Source organism: Brevibacillus brevis (assembly GCF_022026395.1).
Classification (GTDB): Bacteria; Bacillota; Bacilli; order Brevibacillales; family Brevibacillaceae; genus Brevibacillus.
Map to the genome: position 1 here is coordinate 1,611,002 of NZ_CP041767.1, position 16,914 is coordinate 1,627,915.

General features: G+C 47.7%; 18 protein-coding genes. 10 read left to right on the forward strand and 8 right to left on the reverse strand.

Annotated features, from left to right (window positions below):
• Window positions 1–41: 41 nt before the first annotated feature.
• Entirely contained in the window at window positions 42–1,016 is a 975-nt protein-coding gene (locus FO446_RS08110) for a Gfo/Idh/MocA family protein (protein WP_237900352.1), read from the forward strand.
• A gap of 71 nt (window positions 1,017–1,087) precedes the next feature.
• Here FO446_RS08110 and FO446_RS08115 read toward each other — a convergent pair whose 3' ends face one another.
• A complete protein-coding gene (locus FO446_RS08115; protein ID WP_173608723.1) occupies window positions 1,088–1,678 on the reverse strand; it encodes a TetR/AcrR family transcriptional regulator in 591 nt (196 codons plus the stop codon).
• A gap of 150 nt (window positions 1,679–1,828) precedes the next feature.
• On the opposite strand from FO446_RS08115, the gene FO446_RS08120 reads away from it, so the two are divergent.
• The gene (locus FO446_RS08120) at window positions 1,829–2,467 is read left to right on the forward strand and encodes a DUF2306 domain-containing protein (RefSeq protein WP_173608722.1); all 639 of its coding nucleotides are present in this window, start codon (window positions 1,829–1,831) and stop codon (window positions 2,465–2,467) included.
• Between the two features lie 76 nt (window positions 2,468–2,543).
• Here FO446_RS08120 and FO446_RS08125 read toward each other — a convergent pair whose 3' ends face one another.
• Together FO446_RS08125 and FO446_RS08130 are read right to left on the reverse strand one after the other, a co-directional pair.
• On the reverse strand, window positions 2,544–4,085 hold the full coding sequence (locus FO446_RS08125; protein WP_237900354.1) for a hypothetical protein: 1,542 nt from the start codon (window positions 4,083–4,085) through the stop codon (window positions 2,544–2,546).
• A gap of 86 nt (window positions 4,086–4,171) precedes the next feature.
• Complete coding sequence (locus FO446_RS08130) at window positions 4,172–5,065, reverse strand: LysR family transcriptional regulator (protein WP_173608720.1); 894 nt, start codon at window positions 5,063–5,065, stop codon at window positions 4,172–4,174.
• A gap of 247 nt (window positions 5,066–5,312) precedes the next feature.
• Between FO446_RS08130 and FO446_RS08135 the strand changes: the two genes are divergently transcribed.
• From FO446_RS08135 to FO446_RS08155, 5 genes are all read left to right on the forward strand, one after another.
• The gene (locus FO446_RS08135) at window positions 5,313–6,248 is read left to right on the forward strand and encodes a dipeptidase (RefSeq protein WP_221867643.1); all 936 of its coding nucleotides are present in this window, start codon (window positions 5,313–5,315) and stop codon (window positions 6,246–6,248) included.
• A gap of 40 nt (window positions 6,249–6,288) precedes the next feature.
• Complete coding sequence (locus FO446_RS08140) at window positions 6,289–7,347, forward strand: P1 family peptidase (RefSeq protein WP_173608718.1); 1,059 nt, start codon at window positions 6,289–6,291, stop codon at window positions 7,345–7,347.
• A 71-nt stretch (window positions 7,348–7,418) separates the two neighbouring features.
• Window positions 7,419–8,228, forward strand: a complete 810-nt coding sequence (locus FO446_RS08145; RefSeq protein WP_237900356.1) for an alpha/beta fold hydrolase — start codon at window positions 7,419–7,421, stop codon at window positions 8,226–8,228.
• A 114-nt stretch (window positions 8,229–8,342) separates the two neighbouring features.
• Window positions 8,343–8,816: a hypothetical protein gene (locus tag FO446_RS08150; protein WP_221867646.1), complete on the forward strand. Its 474-nt coding sequence runs from the start codon at window positions 8,343–8,345 to the stop codon at window positions 8,814–8,816.
• Between the two features lie 64 nt (window positions 8,817–8,880).
• On the forward strand, window positions 8,881–10,206 hold the full coding sequence (locus tag FO446_RS08155; RefSeq protein ID WP_221867777.1) for a serine hydrolase domain-containing protein: 1,326 nt from the start codon (window positions 8,881–8,883) through the stop codon (window positions 10,204–10,206).
• 91 nt (window positions 10,207–10,297) lie between these two features.
• Here FO446_RS08155 and FO446_RS08160 read toward each other — a convergent pair whose 3' ends face one another.
• The gene (locus FO446_RS08160; protein WP_221867647.1) at window positions 10,298–10,639 is read right to left on the reverse strand and encodes a DoxX family protein; all 342 of its coding nucleotides are present in this window, start codon (window positions 10,637–10,639) and stop codon (window positions 10,298–10,300) included.
• An 85-nt stretch (window positions 10,640–10,724) separates the two neighbouring features.
• Window positions 10,725–11,150, reverse strand: coding sequence for a MarR family winged helix-turn-helix transcriptional regulator (locus tag FO446_RS08165; protein ID WP_221867648.1), 426 nt, complete (start codon window positions 11,148–11,150; stop codon window positions 10,725–10,727).
• A gap of 208 nt (window positions 11,151–11,358) precedes the next feature.
• Here FO446_RS08165 and FO446_RS08170 point away from each other — a divergent pair, with 208 nt between their 5' ends.
• From FO446_RS08170 to FO446_RS08180, 3 genes are read left to right on the forward strand one after another with little or no spacing between them, the layout of a single operon-like run.
• Window positions 11,359–12,678, forward strand: coding sequence for an ABC transporter substrate-binding protein (locus FO446_RS08170; RefSeq protein ID WP_237900358.1), 1,320 nt, complete (start codon window positions 11,359–11,361; stop codon window positions 12,676–12,678).
• Between the two features lie 18 nt (window positions 12,679–12,696).
• Window positions 12,697–13,647: a carbohydrate ABC transporter permease gene (locus tag FO446_RS08175; RefSeq protein ID WP_221867650.1), complete on the forward strand. Its 951-nt coding sequence runs from the start codon at window positions 12,697–12,699 to the stop codon at window positions 13,645–13,647.
• Entirely contained in the window at window positions 13,647–14,480 is an 834-nt protein-coding gene (locus FO446_RS08180; RefSeq protein ID WP_221867651.1) for a carbohydrate ABC transporter permease, read from the forward strand. The genes FO446_RS08175 and FO446_RS08180 overlap by 1 nt, the downstream gene beginning before the upstream one ends.
• Here the strand turns inward: FO446_RS08180 and FO446_RS08185 are convergent.
• The 3 genes from FO446_RS08185 to FO446_RS08195 all read right to left on the reverse strand — a co-directional run bounded on the left by FO446_RS08185 (window position 14,477) and on the right by FO446_RS08195 (window position 16,907).
• A complete protein-coding gene (locus FO446_RS08185) occupies window positions 14,477–15,361 on the reverse strand; it encodes a phosphotransferase family protein (RefSeq protein ID WP_221867778.1) in 885 nt (294 codons plus the stop codon). The two genes, FO446_RS08180 and FO446_RS08185, sit on opposite strands and share 4 nt — an antisense overlap.
• Window positions 15,362–15,433: 72 nt before the next feature.
• Window positions 15,434–15,880, reverse strand: coding sequence for a hypothetical protein (locus FO446_RS08190; protein WP_221867652.1), 447 nt, complete (start codon window positions 15,878–15,880; stop codon window positions 15,434–15,436).
• Window positions 15,881–16,013: 133 nt separating this feature from the next.
• Complete coding sequence (locus FO446_RS08195) at window positions 16,014–16,907, reverse strand: DMT family transporter (protein ID WP_221867653.1); 894 nt, start codon at window positions 16,905–16,907, stop codon at window positions 16,014–16,016.
• Between the last annotated feature and the right edge of the window lie 7 nt (window positions 16,908–16,914).

Sequence of the window (16,914 nt, forward strand, 5' to 3'; positions counted from 1 at the left end):
GGCACGAAGACGAACATTCACCAGGAAGTGAGGAAAGGCAGATGGACCAAGTGAAATGGAACGTTGGAGTTATTGGCGCAGGCGTTATGGGCGAGCGCATGATGAACGCGATCCGTACCCACGAAAAATTTCGAGTAGCCGCAGTCAGTGATGTATCTCCGGAAAGAGCACAGGAAGCCGCGCAAAAGTCCGGCGATGTGCCTTGGTACACAGATTATAAGGAATTATTGAAAAAGGTAGAGCTGGACGTCATCTATTTGGCGGTTCCTCCCAAGTTCCATCATGCGATTGCCTTGGATGTACTGGCGCACAAAAAGCATTTGCTCTGCGAAAAGCCATTGGCTAATTCATTGACAGAAGCGGTAGAAATGTTGGAAGCAGCAAATGACGCAGGGGTTGTCCATGCGATGAACTTCCCGCTCTACTATCAAGGTGTTTTTCCTGAGCTCTCCCGCAGACTCAGAGAAATCGGAGATGTCCGCCGTATCGATATCCTGACGCATTTCCACCAGTGGCCGCGTCCATGGCAGCAAACACCCTGGCTGGCTGGTCGTGAGCAAGGCGGTTTCATACGTGAAGTGCTCCCTCATTTCACTCAACTGACTTACGCGCTCTTCGGAGACCTGCATGTAGTTCGCTCAGAGGTAGACTATCCAGCAGATCCTGCGCTATGCGAGACTGGTGTATCGGCCTTCCTGCGTCTGACAGATGGTACCCCGGTTACGATCAATGGCTTGGCGGGTATCGCGCATGAGGAGCATTTGGATTATCGCGTGTACGGGTCAAAAGGGACGTTGAGCGTCGTGAACTGGAGTAATCTGTTTGTGGGTGGACACGGCGAAGCGCTCGTTCCGGCTGAAATTCCACAGCAAGACCGTCTCTCCCTGTTGTTGGATGAGCTGTCTGTTGCGATGAACGGTGGGGATGCCAGACTGGTTACGTTTGAGACAGGTGTGAAAGTACAGCAGGTGTTGGAAGCATTGCTCGGACATGAAAAAGTACACTACATCAAATAGAAATTAGTCCACGAAAAAAAGAGCAGGTAGGCAGGGGGAGCACATCCCCTCCGACTGCTCTTTTCTTTTTGCTAGGGCTTGTATGTCTGTAAAAGTTGCTCTATATGCTTGATGGCAAAATGGACATGCTTGTTATCCCGGGTGAGTCTGCTTGCCATGATGGCTCCTTCAATGGAAGAAAAGATAAACGAAGCGACGGCTTCTGCGTCCATGTCAGAACGAAATTCTCCCTGGGCAATTCCTTCTTCCAGCAATCCCTGCATGAACGAAACGACCTCTTGGTAAGCGGTGACAGCATAATCGCGAAGAACAGGGAACGAATGGTCACTTTCGACGGCTGTGTTGAGAAGCGGGCAGCCACCTTGGAGCGGGGGATTGTTTACCGCATCAGAATACACCGTTGCCATGGCTACGATTTTTGCAGTGGCCGTGTCCTGTTTTTCCAGCGCAGCCGCAAAATGTTCCTGTAACACTTCCCCCGCATATTTGAAGGCCTCTATTGCTATTTCATCTTTACTGGCAAAACCTCTGTAGAGGGCACCTTTGGTAAGTCCCGTGGCATCCATGATGTCTTGCATGGAGGTTCCTGTATATCCGTTTTGATTAAACAGCTCTGCTGACTTCTGGATAATATGCAGTTTTGTTTTTTCGCCTTTTCGCATCGCGATAGTCCTTTCATTCCGGCCAACACGGTCTATATTCGTCCAAGTTATTGTAACATTTCTCTTGTGTACGAAAGAAGGCAATCATGTAAAATCAAAAAGAGACCGAACCGTTCGGTCTCTAAAATCGAACAAAGGGTTGTGTGACAGGTGAACCGTATCAAACCATATTCGATTGTCATTTTCGTCGCTTGTATAGCCATCACGTATGCACTCGTGCAAAACTTTATCATCGACCCAGAAGCGAAAGGCTTTCTCAGTCACAAATCTGATTACAACAAAGAGCGAATGAACACATCGATCTGGCTTACGGTCATGTATGTCCATTTGTTTTTTGCCCTGATTGCCCTGGTCTGTGGGGTGGCTAACTTTTCGGACAAGCTGCTCGCCCAGAACCGCAAGCTACATAAAGTAACAGGCTATGTTTATCTGTTTAGTGTGTTGGTTGTAGTAGTTACATCCGGTTATATGGCTCCTTATGTAACGGGCGGTAAAGTGGCGAGTTGGCCCTTCCACCTGTTGAACATCATTTGGCCAGCCATCACCATTACGGCGCTCGTCAAAATTAAAAAGCGTCAAGTCATAAAGCATAAGGAATGGATGGTCCGGAGTTTCGTCTTCTTGTTCACGAACATGCTGATTCATCTCGTGAAGCTGATCCTAGAGAAGGGAGTAGGATTGCCGTATGAGCTCAGCTACACAATCAGTGTTTATGTCGCCATGATTGGACTTGTCGTGACGGCGGAGATGATCATTCGTACGAAATGGCGAGTACCGAAAAAAGCATGAGAGAGACGAAGGGCTTCTTAAAAAAGCTTCGCATCAGAACCGACGAGGTTAGACTGACGCGAAGCTTTTTCAATTGCTACTTTTCTTCGACACTCTCGCTTCCTTGTTTCGGGGGAAATAGTCTCTGTAACCCTCGTTTGTGGTGATATTCATTCTGCAGAAGAGTGGGTTCAACTGCGTAGGCTAGCTCGGGGCTTTCCGGAGCAACGGATTCCAATGTGATGTGGATACTTTTAATGGGGGGCTTGGGGACCTTTTTCTGTTGATTCCTCTTTTTGTTTCTACTTTTGTTTACTGGTTGAGAGTTCGCTACAGGTTCGGCGATGTTTTGCACTTCCTCCACCACTTCCATTTTTCCTTGGAAAAACAAATGGTGTGCTGTTTCGTTTATTGGATCTTTATCCCCTTCTTGCAAAACACGTAATTGAAGTTTCGATCTTTCGATGAGAAGGTTGATCTCGGGCTCTAGGAGCTCTTGGGTAATTTTTTCGTGTGGATCGTCCTTCCAAAATGTATTGATCGCCTGCACATCGCCCGCAAAGTATTCCAGCTTATGTCGAGCGTAAATGTGCTTCCAGCATTTTTCCGAAATGACCACATTCACTTTGATTTTTTTATCAAATTCGGTTAGCTGGTAATCCCAGGTAAAGGTCACTTCCTTGAAAGAATCTTGTGCGTCTTGCGTGTTTGATTTCGCTGTTTTGTCTTTTTCATACCCTAATAAATGTTGCTTTGAGCCCAAATTCTCTAACTTGCCTGCTCCCGTTTTTAGCCATTCTGCAGGTACACGCTTCACATTTTTCGTTTCAGATTTGTACCAGATGGTTTCATCATAGCTTGGCTCCTCTGAAAAATCCTCGCGTACTTTCTTCAAGCATGTCGTAATGTCATTCATTACTTTGGAAAGCACTTCATCCATTTGTTTGGCCAGATCTTCATCTTTTTTCGTATTGGGAAACAGCGGGGTCAAATGGTAGAGCTTACGTATATATGAATCGATTTCTCTTAGTTTCGCTGAGACTGCCTTTTCACGGGCGATGATTGTCGACTCGTCATCCATGTCTGCCATCTCAATTTGTGGATCGAATTTTGAACCGGGATTCCCAGTCGTTACATTAAAACCAGGCACCAAGTTTTTATAGAAATTCACCAATTGAATCCTCGTGCATTTTTCCTCGTTATCGGACACCATTTTTATTTCGTTGATAAGAGTAGCGTAGGATTGCTTGGCTGCCTTAAATGTCTTATTCGGCAATTGCTGGATTTCTCCTAATAACTCGCTAAAGGTGATAAGGGAATGCTGTGAGATGGTATGATCCATTTGCATCTCATCATTTTGAAAAGCTTCGCTTCTAGCTGTTTCTGCGTTTACTCGACGCTTCGTATTATACTCATCCTCGTCCTTAAAGCGTTGGATAGGCTGTTTGTTATGCGCGATTCCTTGTCTCTGTGATTTCATTAACTGAATCAGTGCACGATTTCCAATCGACTTCTGCAGCTGGATAAGGTGTGACGGGCTATCGTGCTTGAGGGATGCAGAAGGTGGGGGCATGTTTTTTTGGACGGGCTGCTGCATAGTAGATGCTTGGGCTGAGTGCTGGAATAGATGAGACGACATGGGAAATCACCTCCAGGGGATTTGAATGAATAGAATGCAGTGATCAAGGGGCGTCCAGCATTTCGGGTTTCTGCGCAGATCTCCCGCTACTGCTGCAAGGCTTTGCTCTGCATCAAAAAGTCGATAAACGTACGCATAATCCCGTGAACAGGAGTATCCTTGAGGTAAATCAGCTCGAAGTTCCTGTTGATTTGCGGCAAATTCAAGACGTCTACTTCCTGTAGCTCTCCTTCGTCCAAGTCTTTGGAGATGGCAAACCGAGGCAAAAAGGCGATGCCCAGCCGTTGTTTGACCATCCGTTTCACGACCTCGATGTTGTCAGCCTCCATGACGACATTGTTTTGTAGCTGAAAATGGCTAAACGCGTTATTGATCAGCTTCCAGTCGAGCGAGCCCCGATTGAACAAGATCAGTCGTTCACGTGCGACTTCTTCAATGGAAACCTGATGGCGAAATCCAAACGGATGGTCGGGATAAATCGCTAAGACCATGTCATCTGGCATCAGCTGAATCCGATTAATCTGTGGATGGGTAACGGCACGAGCAATTCCGAATGACACCTCGTGGTTCAGAACCATATCGAGCACCTGATGGGAATGCCCGGTGAGGATCGTCAGCTTGATCTTGGGGTACAGCTGCTGGAATTGCTGAACGAGGTCAGGCAAAATGTAAAAGGCGGAGACAAAAACGGTGGAGATGGTCAATTCTCCCTCTACATCGCCTTGCGATCGCTGAATCGCTTGCTGTCCCTCCTGCAGCATGTGCATGATGTTTTTCGCATAGGGAAGAAACAGATCGCCTTCTTTTGTAAGAGAAATCGTATGACCCGTACGTTGAAACAGCTTACAGCCCATAGTTGTTTCGAGTGCCTTGATCCGCATGCTGACTGTGGGCTGTGACAGATAGAGCAAATCAGCCGTTTTGCTGAAGCTCCCGGTCAGGGCGACAAAGATGAATGCTTCCATTTGCTCCATATTCATGAGTAGTGGCTCCATTATGTGAATTTTTAAATCGTACGAGAAAGTTTACGTGCTTCACAGTGTGAAAGCGACCATGTTTAAACTTTCCGCAAAAACGCGGCTGTTCCTCCTCGAACATGCCTCGATAATGTTTTCTTAAGGGACTTATTGCAATAATTTATTGGATTCGCTCTTCAAAATACATTACCTTAAAATTAACAGAATAGGTAGTGTTCTCAAAGGAAATTAGGACAAGGGATGGATACAGATGGCCAAGATGCCGATTATCGATTTGCACTGTGATGCGCTTCTGAAAATTTGGGAGAAAAATGGGAATTTGTCCTTTGCGGATGCGGACGAGCTGGACGTCAACAGGAATCGGCTACACGATGGCGGGGTAAAACTGCAGTGTTATGCGATCTGGACATCACCTGAATTGTCCACGGAGCAACGTTTTCAAAAAGCTTTGGATCAAATTCATTACTTTTATACAGAGGTTCTCGGAAAACATCCGGAAATGAAACAAATCCGTGATTGGAGCGATATCGACCGTTTGCAAGAGGGAGATATCGGAGCGTTGCTAACGTTGGAAGGGGTAGAGCCAATCGGCAACGATTTGAAGAAGCTGCATATTTTTTATCAGCTGGGGGTTCGCTCTGTGGGTCTCACCTGGAACTTCGCGAATCTCGCTGCGGATGGTGCGCTGGAACCGAGGAATGCCGGACTGACGACCTTTGGCAAGGAAATCATTCAGTTCCACAATGAGCATAAAATGCTCACGGACGTCTCGCATCTGGGGGAGAGCAGCTTCTGGGATACGATTGAGCTCGCTACATACCCGATCGCGAGTCATTCAAATGCACGAGCGATCTGCGACCATCCACGCAATCTGACGGATGAACAGGCAAAAGCGTTATTTGCCAAAGGCGCGAATGTACATGTCGTCTACTGCACCCAGTTTATCAAGGAAACGACACCAACCGCGATTGATGATCTGATCAAACACATCGATCATTTTTGTTCACTCGGTGGCGTGCGTCATATCGGACTCGGCTCTGACTTCGACGGCATTACCGCAAAGGTTGTGGACTTGGAGCATGCGGGACAGAGTCAAAACCTGATCAACGAGCTGCTCAAGCATTATAAGGAAGAAGAAGTGCGCGGGTTTGCCTATGAGAACTTTCTGCGCAATCGTCCCGTGTAAGCGATCGGCACAGCCTTACGAAAGGAAAGGAATGGAATGCATGACGAAAAAAATTCGGCGACTCGGTGCGACAATCGGGAGGCTGTCGGTCGGTGAGAAAAATGACATTACGGATGTAGCCGGAGTCCGAGTCGGACATGTGACGATCCAGCGTGAGCTAGACAACGGGGACTATGCATGCACCGGTGTGACAGCCATTTTGCCACATGGCGGCAGCTTGTTTCGCGAAAAGGTAACCGCAGCCAGCTATGTGATCAATGGCTTCGGCAAAACGACGGGACTCGTGCAGGTAAATGAGCTGGGGGTGTTGGAATCGCCGATCATGCTCACCAATACGTTTTCCGTTCCCGCGGTTGCGCAAGGGACTCTGCAATACATGCTGGATACAAACGAAGAAATCGGGGAAACGACGGGGACGATCAACATTGTCGTGGGCGAATGCAACGATGGTCATCTCAATTCCATTCGCCGCTGTGTCGTGCGTCCAGAGGATGCTAGGGAAGCGATTCAGAACGCAACGGACCGGGCTGTAGAAGAGGGAGCTGTCGGGGCAGGGACGGGGATGGTTGCCTTTGGCTATAAAGGTGGTATCGGCTCGTCTTCTCGTATCGTGGCGGCTGAAGAGCAGACGTTTACATTGGGGGCTTTGGTACTCAGTAACTTTGGCAACAAGAATGATTTCTTGGGAGCAAATCTGTTCACAAGCTGCAAAAGCAATGAAAACGCAGTAGAGAAGTCCGAGGATGGCTCCATCATCATCGTACTGGCGACAGATGCGCCGCTCAGTGATCGACAACTGCTTCGGGTAGCCAAGCGCGCAGGAATCGGCTTGGGACGCACAGGGAGCCATTTTGGGCACGGGAGCGGCGACATCGTCATCGCTTTTTCCACAGCGCAAAAGATTCCACATCAGACAACAGCCATTGCGGAAACACGCGTACAACTACGCGAGGATCACCCGATCATGAACGAGCTGTTTGCTGCTGCGGCGGAAGCGACAGAGGAAGCCATCTACCATTCTCTTGCGCAAGCAGTCACAACTACGGGAAGAAAAGGACGCATCGTTCATGCGTATTCAAGTCAAGGCTTAGGAGAGTAATAACATAACCCTACAACTGGTGACATACCTTGAGTGTAAAGAGGCGCATGGTGTGAAACAGGAGGTAGGGTATGTACATTGAAGTCGAAAAGGGTGTCACAATTTTCGTCGAAGACCTCAATCCTGGTCCGAATAGCAAAACGATTTTTTTCGTTCACGGGTGGCCGCTCAACCATAATATGTTTTCCTACCAATTCAATGTACTTCCCCAGCGTGGGTTCCGTTGTGTTGCCATGGACATACGCGGCAACGGCCAATCGGACAAACCATGGAGCGGCTATACGTATGATCGCTTGGCAGATGACATCTATGTTGTTTTGGAAGCATTACAGATAAGGGATGCTGTCTTGCTAGGCTTTTCGGTGGGCGGAGCCATTTCGATTCGGTATATGTCTCGGTATGAAGGGCGTCATATTTCCAAATTAGCGTTGGTGGATGCGGTTTCTCCGTCCTTTGTGAAAATGCCGGGTTCTCCATACGGCGTCTCGAAGGAGCAAGCGGAGGGGTTGATCAGTCAGATGTACGCCAATATGCCTGAGTTATTAAACACGGTTTCATTACAGTTTTTCAATCGAAATTTAGGGACTGCTACGCTCCAGTGGTTTGTCAAAATGGGGCTGGACTCCGCTTCCTATGCGCTCATCAAAATCATGCAAGCAGCAGCGAGAGAGAATGTATTCAATGACTTGAGCCAAATCCGGGTGCCAACCGGAATTTTTCATGGGATTCACGATCAACTGATTCCATTCAAAAGCGCCGAGCTCACCCAGCAGCAAATCAAAGGGTCAAAGCTGTTTCCGTTTGATAACAGTGGACACGGCTTGCCGATTTGTCAGGCGGATGATTTTAATAAAAAGCTGATCGAGTTTGTTCAATCCTAATTCCTAAGGGAACGGACAGCCGATATTTCTGCCAAAGTGCAGGATATCGGCTATTTCTTTTCGAATTTACCAAAATATATTTTTCAATAGCACATGGAAAAACAACGAGTAAGGATGGGGAAATTGAAGAAGAAACTGTGGATTTCTATACTACTTACAGCAATAGTTGTAGGAGGTTTTTATTCCCTTGTGAAAGGGAATCCTCCATTGGATATTGGTACCCTTGCTTCAAGCAATGATCATAAATCTGTTGTTGTGGGAATGGGTAATAAGGGCTTTGGTGAAGTGAAAATCATAGATGTTTCCGTGAATAACGATGAAAAACCATCAGAGACAAAAGTACAGGTTAGTAATGCTTTACAAGGCTTCATCATAACGGATGATTATGATAATCCGGACTCCAAACCGTATGGATTTCAGAATATAGAGGATATAGCGATAAAAGCTGGCACAGCTACAAAAAGCGATGAAATGTATGGACTTAGTCTCATTCATCATGAAGCAATAAACAGAGTGAATATAAAGTACAGCTATCTTGGGATGACATTTGATGAAAGGGTGTTCTTTAAAGTGGGGGTAAATCAATGAGTCAAATGAAAGTAGAGCGGGAAGTAAGCGTGAAAAGGAGTGTTCCAAGGGCATGTTGAATGGAATGAACCACACAAGCGTTTCAGCTCTGGAAGAATTTGTGCAACAGTTCATGGAGAAGGAAAAGGTGCCGGGGCTCTCCCTTGGCATCTCCCGGAATGGTGAGACCATCTATCAAAAAGGCTTTGGTGTCATCGATCTGGGAACGAACCAGCCAGTAACACCCGGGACCATTTTCGGCATCGCTTCGGTTACCAAGTCGTTTACCGCTGCCGCCATCATGCAGCTCGTGGCAGAAGGCAAGCTGTCTGTTGACGACCCGATTCGCAGCTACTTGCCTGATCTACAAGTAAAGGGGTACATACATACTGACAAAATCACGATCCACCATTTGCTCTCTCATACTTCAGGGGTTCCGCCACTGCAGCGCCATGAAGAACTGACGAAACTCCCCGAGCATATTGCCTATTTGAACGAAGTCCAATTTGACCCCCTTGGTATGCCGGGTGAGTATATCAGTTACAGTAACGACATGTTTCTTCTGCTGGGAGCCATTATCGAGCGTGTCACTGGGCAGCGCTACCGTACCTATGTAACAGAACGCCTGCTAGCGCCGCTGGAAATGAATCGCTCGACCTATAACCTAGAAGAAGTCGCTCGCTTTGCCGATGTCTCCGTCCCTTATGTCAAAGGGGAGGAGCAGCAACTGAAAAAGGTACTATGGCCCACACTCGGCAATTATGAAGTGGGGGGAGGCATTCGCTCGAATGTCGTCGATTTGCTGAAATACGGTCAGCTCTATATCAATGCCGGGCGTTATAAAGAGCAGCAGGTAGTAGATGGAGCCTTGCTTAGAGCCATGTGGCAGCCGGTTCATCGACTGACAAAAGATGCCTGGTATGGCTATGCGCTCAAAACAACCCCCGGTTATGCAGGAATAACGCTAGTGGAGCATGGGGGAGGTCAGCCCGGAGTGTCGTCGAACTTTGGCTTCGTTCCGGAAAAAGGGCTAGTCGTCACTGTTCTTTCCAACCTGGAAAACGTGCCAATCCGAAACGTCTGGCTGGCTGCCGTGAATGCTGCCCTTGGTTTATCGCTTGCACACAAAGAAGACGAAGCCCTGCTCTATACGCCAACGAGAGAAGAGCTACAGAAACTCGTCGGGACGTACACGTCAGGGGAAGGCGGAAGATTGCGACTCTTCCTTCGAGATAATGCTCCTGTAGCAGAGGTAGCTGGTATGGAGTATGCGTTACGAGCCAGTAGCCACGATACGCTGATCGATGTACAAAATGGACAACCCCTGCGCTTCTTTTTCAAAAAACAGCAACAAGCATGGGCGGTTCTCATGGGGCTGAGAATGCTCTGTAGGAGCGAAGACAAGTTCTAGGCTGACTCCATAAATGAAGCAGCGGCGACCGAAGACATGATCATAAAGTCTTCGACTCGCCGCTGTTATGACTGAATTGGGATTCCCCTGTCTAGGCTAAATAATGATACGTCGAGATTAAAAAGGAGAGAATGCAAAGAACGAGTGCCGGTATTGCTTTCGGAAAAGGATCTCTAGCAATCACAAGTAGGATGAAGGCAGCTACCAACATGGTCACGCCTAAAAGCAAACCAGATAATAATGCCGCGATCGAAAACCATATTCCAATAATCAAGCCAATGGAACTGATGATCTCGATAAAGCCAGTTAAGAAGTTAAAGATGGGCGGGAGTCCAAAGCGGTTGAATTCATTCGCCATTTTACCGGAAATAATTTTTGTACCTGTAAACATAAAGAAGATCGCTACAATGACTTGCAAAACGATTAGGATCATGATGGATTCCTCACTTTCGTTATTCATTATCAAACTAAGTGTATGCTATAGCATGTATTTGATGGAGAAAGTATCTGACCTCTATTTATTCATCTTTTACGACTTGATAGAGTTTGTCGAGCAAAGCATGCAATTCCGCAATCTCTACATCGGTAAGGTTTTGTGTTACATGGTTATGCGCGTCGGTAACAACGGGTAGAAGCTTTGATTTTAGCTCCATCCCTTTGTCACTCAGTAACAAGTTATGTGAGCGTCGATCCGCGTCATTTAAAGTGCGAATGACGATTCCCTTTTTTTCAAGCGAGTAAATCATTCTGACGACGGTGGTTTGATCGCGGTCAATCGCGTCCGAAAGTTCCTTTTGTGTGATCGCTCTTTCTCCATCCATGACACTGAGAATGCCCCATTGCTCTGGCGTGATCTCCAATTGCTTTAACCTCTTCTTAAAATAGTTCGTCATTTTCATATCTGTACGGTGAAGAAGAAATCCGGTCAGCTTGAATAATTCCATAGAGAATCCAAACCCCTTTGTTTATATGCTATAGCATATAAGATACTAACGTATTTGTTCCCGTTAGTCAAATAAAGAGTGTCAGGGAAGCCTCATTGAAAAAAGAGTAAAGAAAACGAAAAAATGGGTAAAGATATTAAAACTTATAATTCAGAATATTTAATATAATACGAACTGTCTAATAAAAAGATTATGAGGGGGTTCGTGTATGGGATTTCGTTCCTGGATTTCTGTGGCGCTCCAATTAACGATGGCGACAGCATTGCTAGTAGGCTGTAGTCAGCCGGCGGCCACTTCTGACTCAGCTTCGCCGTCAGATGCGAATGGCGTCACGCTAAAAATGGTCGAGAGCATTACTAGCCCACAACGAACTGCGCTGTTAAAAGAAATGCTAGCCCAGTTTGAAGCGAAGAATCCGGGGATCAAAGTCGATCTGATTTCACCTCCATTTGAAGGTGCAGATCAGAAGATCACACAGATGCTGATGGCAAAAGAAGAGCTGGACGTACTAGAGGTACGCGAATTCAATGCCAAGCAGTTTTCGATGAACGGCTTTATTGAAAATTTGAAGCCCTACACAGACAAATGGCAAAATTACGATCAGCTGACTGACGTCGCCAAACGTCGAGCCACTTGGGTGGACAAAACTCCTTATTACATTCCGAATGGACTGTACCAGCGCGTTTTGTATTATCGGACAGATTGGTTTAAGGAAGCAGGGGTCGAAGTGCCGAAGACGTGGGATGAGCTGTTGGTCGCAGCCAAAAAGCTGACGGACCCTGCCAAAAACCGCTACGGGTACAGCTTCCGGGGAGGAGGGACCGGGTGGGATTACGCGCTGATCACAATGTGGGCCTACAACGGGACAGAGGTCGACCCTGACTCTGCCTTTTTCATGAAGGATGGACGCACGCTCTTCTCCACGCCACAATCATTGCAAGCCATGCAGTATTACAAACAGCTTTACAAGGAAGCCTCTCCAAAAGATTCTGTGAGCTGGGGCTTTCAGGAGATGGTACAGGGCTTTGTAGCGGGTTCGACTGCCATGTTGATTCAAGACCCTGACGTCATTGATGGAGCCAAGGAGAAGATGCAGGAAGGGACGTGGGCGACTGCTCCGATTCCGCTTGGTCCTTCGGGTGTTGCCCAACAAGTAGTCGGTGGACCGGGCTGGGGAATGACTTCGTACTCGAAGCACAAGGAAGAGGCGTGGAAGCTGATTGAATTCCTCTCTGATCCCGAACAGAGCACTCATTTTGCGAAAAAGACTTCCACCATTCCTGTTGTGAAAAGTGCGGCAGAAGATGAATTTTACAAGACAGGTTACTTCCAGCCGTTTATTGAGATGAGCCAACAGCCGACGAAGTTCCTCGATGTTTCACGTCCTGTGGACTACAAAGGCTGGGGAGCTTGGCAAAGCACGGCGGATAAAGATATTCAGAGTTTTTTGCTCGATCAGCTCACCGCAGAGGACTTATTGAAAAAATGGGATCAATACTGGACAAAAGAAAAAGCCGAGCGAAAGTAGACGTGGGGGGATGGTAGCTTGGACACACAAAAACCCATCGTCATGATGACGAAGCAGGTTGTGCCGGAAGGGAAGAAATCGTTCCGAATCTCCAAAGAAGGTCGCTTTATATTTTTGTGCCTCTTGCCCGCCATTTTGTTTGTTTCCGTCTTTACGTATTATCCACTCGTGCGTGGAATCATCATGTCTTTTCAGAACTACACGCTTTTTGATTTGATGAATATTCAGTTCATCGGGCTGGACAACTTTGTGAACGTACTGACAAGCCCGGACTTTCCGCGTGTTGCCATGAACAGCTTTTACTGGGTGTTTTTCTCCCTTGTCTTTCAATTGCTGTTTGGCTTCATGCTGGCCCTCTTGATGCGTAAAAAATTTCGCGGGAGAGGGATATACCAGGCGTTTGTCTTTTTCCCGTGGGCGATGTCCGGCTTTCTGATTGGGCTGATTTGGCGATGGATGTTCAATGCCCAGTTTGGCGTTATTAACGATTTGCTCTTGAAAACGGGTCTGATCGATGCGCCGATCTCCTTTTTGGCGGATGGCACTTGGGCGATGGCTGCGGTCATTATCGCGAACATTTGGTATGGCGTCGCCTTTTTTGCCATCATGATTCTGGCTGCCCTGCAATCGATCCCGGAGGAGCTATACGAAGCGGCGGCGATGGATGGAGCGGGGCGGATTCAGCAATTTTGGCGGGTGACACTGCCGTATATCATGCCTACGATGCTGGTGACGATCCTGTTGCGGGTCATTTGGATTCTCAATTTCCCGGACATTATTTACGCGATGACGAATGGAGCTCCTGCAGGCTCCACGCATATATTCGCTACCTACATGATCGATAAAGTCATCTTTGGACAAGACTACGGGCAAGCGTCGGCTGTGGGTGTCATCATCGTAGTGATTTTGATGTTGTTCACCATCTTCTACGTGAAAGCGACCAAAGTAGAGAAGGGAGGGGACTTCTAATGCACCGTGAACATCTAGGGTGGAGGACTGGCAGAGCAATTGTCTTGACCTTGTTTCTTGCGTTTGCGATTTTCCCGCTGTATTGGATTATCATTACGTCGCTCAAAGGTCAAAAGGAAATCTTTTCGCTCCCGATTCAATATTGGCCGGAGCAGGTGACGTTGATCAACTACTTGGAGATCTTTCAGATTTCCCACTTTCAGGTGTACATCTGGAACAGCTTTCTCGTTTCCTTGGTCGCTTCGGCTATGGTCGTGTTCATCTCGATGCTCGGCGGTTACGTGTTGGCCCGCTTTTCGTTTACAGGCAAGCGTCAGGTGATGTTCGGATTTCTCGTCACCCAAATGATTCCGATGTTCATAGGCATGGCGCCGTTGTACATGATGATGTCCAAGATGCACATCTTAAACAGCCTGTTTTCGTTGATGCTCATTTACACGGTCATGCTCATTCCGTTTTGTACGATCATCATGTCCGGCTTTTTCCAACGGATACCCAATGCCCTGGAGGAAGCGGCGATGATGGACGGCTGTTCCCGATTGAGCGCCCTGTTTCGCGTCATCGTCCCGATCATGCTCCCCGGAATTGCCGCCACATTTATTTTCGCCTTCGTTCAATGCTGGAACGAGCTGATTATGGCGGTTCTGTTCATTGATGAAGAGCCAGTCAAAACGATTCCCGTCGCGATGAATGCCTTCATCAAAAAATACGATATCGAATGGGGAGCGATGTCGGCGGCTACGGTGCTGTCAGTCATCCCGACGATGCTGTTGTTTGCGTTTTGCCAAAAGTACTTGGTGGAAGGGCTCACACAGGGTGCTGTAAAAGGCTAGAGGTAGTCCCGCATGCCAGCTTGGTACGCTGTCTCATCGTCGTTTTCCAAACCGAACAACGCTTCCTCCAAGGCAAATGTACTGCGGTAAAATCTCATCCTAGTCATCACCTGCTCAAGCTGGGGGTACACCGGAGTGAAATGCTGCAAGAACGATTCCCCGTAGCTCGCGCAGAGTCCTGCGAGATCGTAAGCAGGATCGCCTACACAAGAGCCGCCAAAGTCGATAATGCCTGTGATGCGTTGTTTTGCTGGGGAGTACAAGATATTCCCTGTGCCAAAATCTCCGTGAGTCAGGCAAGGCTGAAAATCAAAGTGAGCAGGGTCTGCCAGGTATGCTTCAAAGCGCTCTGCCACATCTTTTTTGGCTTGCTCACGCATGGCTGGGAACAACTTCGAAGCAATCTGTTCATACAGGTCAGTCAATTGCTTGGCCATGTCAAAATCACCAGGGATAAGCTCCGGGAGCAGGGCGGTGACGGGAAGCTGGTGCAGTTCATGAAGAAATTGTGCCAGCTGGGCAGCGACAGTCGGTACGGAATTTTGACGCGAGGCTGCTTGAAAAGCTTCTCGGGTAAAAGGCTCACCTTCGAGTTGCGGATATCCGGCAAACACCCGCCCAGGTATTTCCTCAGCAAAGGACAAAAAGATCGGAGCCGGAATCGGCAGGGAGAGATATGGTTTTACTGTGCGTAAAATGCTCGTTTCGATCTTCAGTTGCTCGATTCCGGCGGTGTATTTCGGAAAGCGAAACACGTACGCGTCATTGACGATAAGCACATCATTGTTTTGGCCCATCTTATTAAAGTAAGCGGAAGTGATGGTCAATTCTGGATACATTGCTTGAATGTGTTGAATATACGCTTGCGTTGTCGTTGTCATCATGATTCTCCTTCCAATACCCCGCATTTCGAAAAAAGAGCACTCTCCCCGTAGGAAAGTGCTCTTTTGTATTTACGATGCTGCCAGTTCAAATCTGACAAGCGTTTCTTTGGTGTTTGCGAGCTTTTCTAGTTCAACAATTCGCCAGTTAGGGGAGATTGTCCTGCGCATCCACGCCAATGCATCGTCTCGTAAGCGAACGCGGTGCAGTGCTGTTTCCTCAACGTGATAGTCACGCTCCGCTTGGATGTTGTAGCGTTTGTTCAGCAAAAATTTGATCCCGTTAAAAGTGGTGAACTTGATCTGGTAGCCTTCGCGAATCGCAGCTTCCAGCGTAGAGGGATCATTTTTGGACAGTTCAAAGAGATGGGTGTAATCGTACTTGCCGCCCTCCACGTCCGAAAAAGGCGCAGGGTCACCTTTTCTCAGCTTGTGGATGATTTCTTCATCGACGAATCCATGGGCACGGGCTGCCTCTAACAGCATCGTTTCCCACTGGGATAGTTTTACGGTAGACATGGACTGTCCCTCCTCTTAGCACGATGTAACGGTACAGACTCGCCCGCTTTCTCCCAGTATAAAGCAATGAAATTGTACTTCTCAACTACAATTCCGACTGTTTTACTATGAAAAGTGCGGCGAACTGCTTTGCTCAGGATGAGAGTGAGGAGAGGTTCTTCTTTTCACGCGGCTCCTTGGAGGTTGTAGTCAAGGTCACGCCTGCAATGATGAGAATCGCACCGAAAAACTGTACGGCTGTTACAGGCTTTGCCAGCAATAATAAGCCGAAAAGCATGGCGATAAATGGTTCGAGATTGGCAAACATCGCGGCTTTGGCAGCCCCTACCTTCTGTAGTTGGCTGTTCCAGATTAAGGTCACTATGCCGTGCATAACGACAGCGGTGACAAACAAGAGAAGCCAGGATGAAAGGCTGGTGCTTACCGTAGCCGTAGGGATGCTGATCAGGACAAAAGGCAGCATCGATCCGAAGCCGATCAAATTGGATACGAGCGTCGTCACGAGTGGAGGGAGTCGATGTCCCAACAACCTGACGAGGATGATCGAGGTAGCGAATGTCAGCATCGTCAACACAATCCAGAGGATACCGACATCAAAATGCAGCTCTGCCCCTGTATAAATGACGAATAAAACGCCTGATGTACCGATCACCGAACCGATTGCCATACGACCAGTCAGTGATTCTTTCAAGAATAAGGCAGCCAAGAGAGCGGTAGTAATCGGCGTCAATGCCAGGATCAGGGCAGAGGTGGTCGGATCAGCTGTAACGAGCCCTTTGTAGAAGGACCACTGGTTAATGAATACGCCGACAACTCCCAATACCGCGAGCAAAAGCCAGTCCGTACGAGAAAGCTTTGGCATTTTCAGACGTCCTCTGGACCAGATGAGCAGAAACAACACAATAAACAAGAGACGCATAGCTGACAAAAAGAGCGGAGAAAACTCGGCGACGAGCATTTTCCCGAAGACGAAATTGCTGCCCCAAGCAGTTACGCAAAAAATGAGCAGCAAGTAGGAGCGTAGCATAGGATTC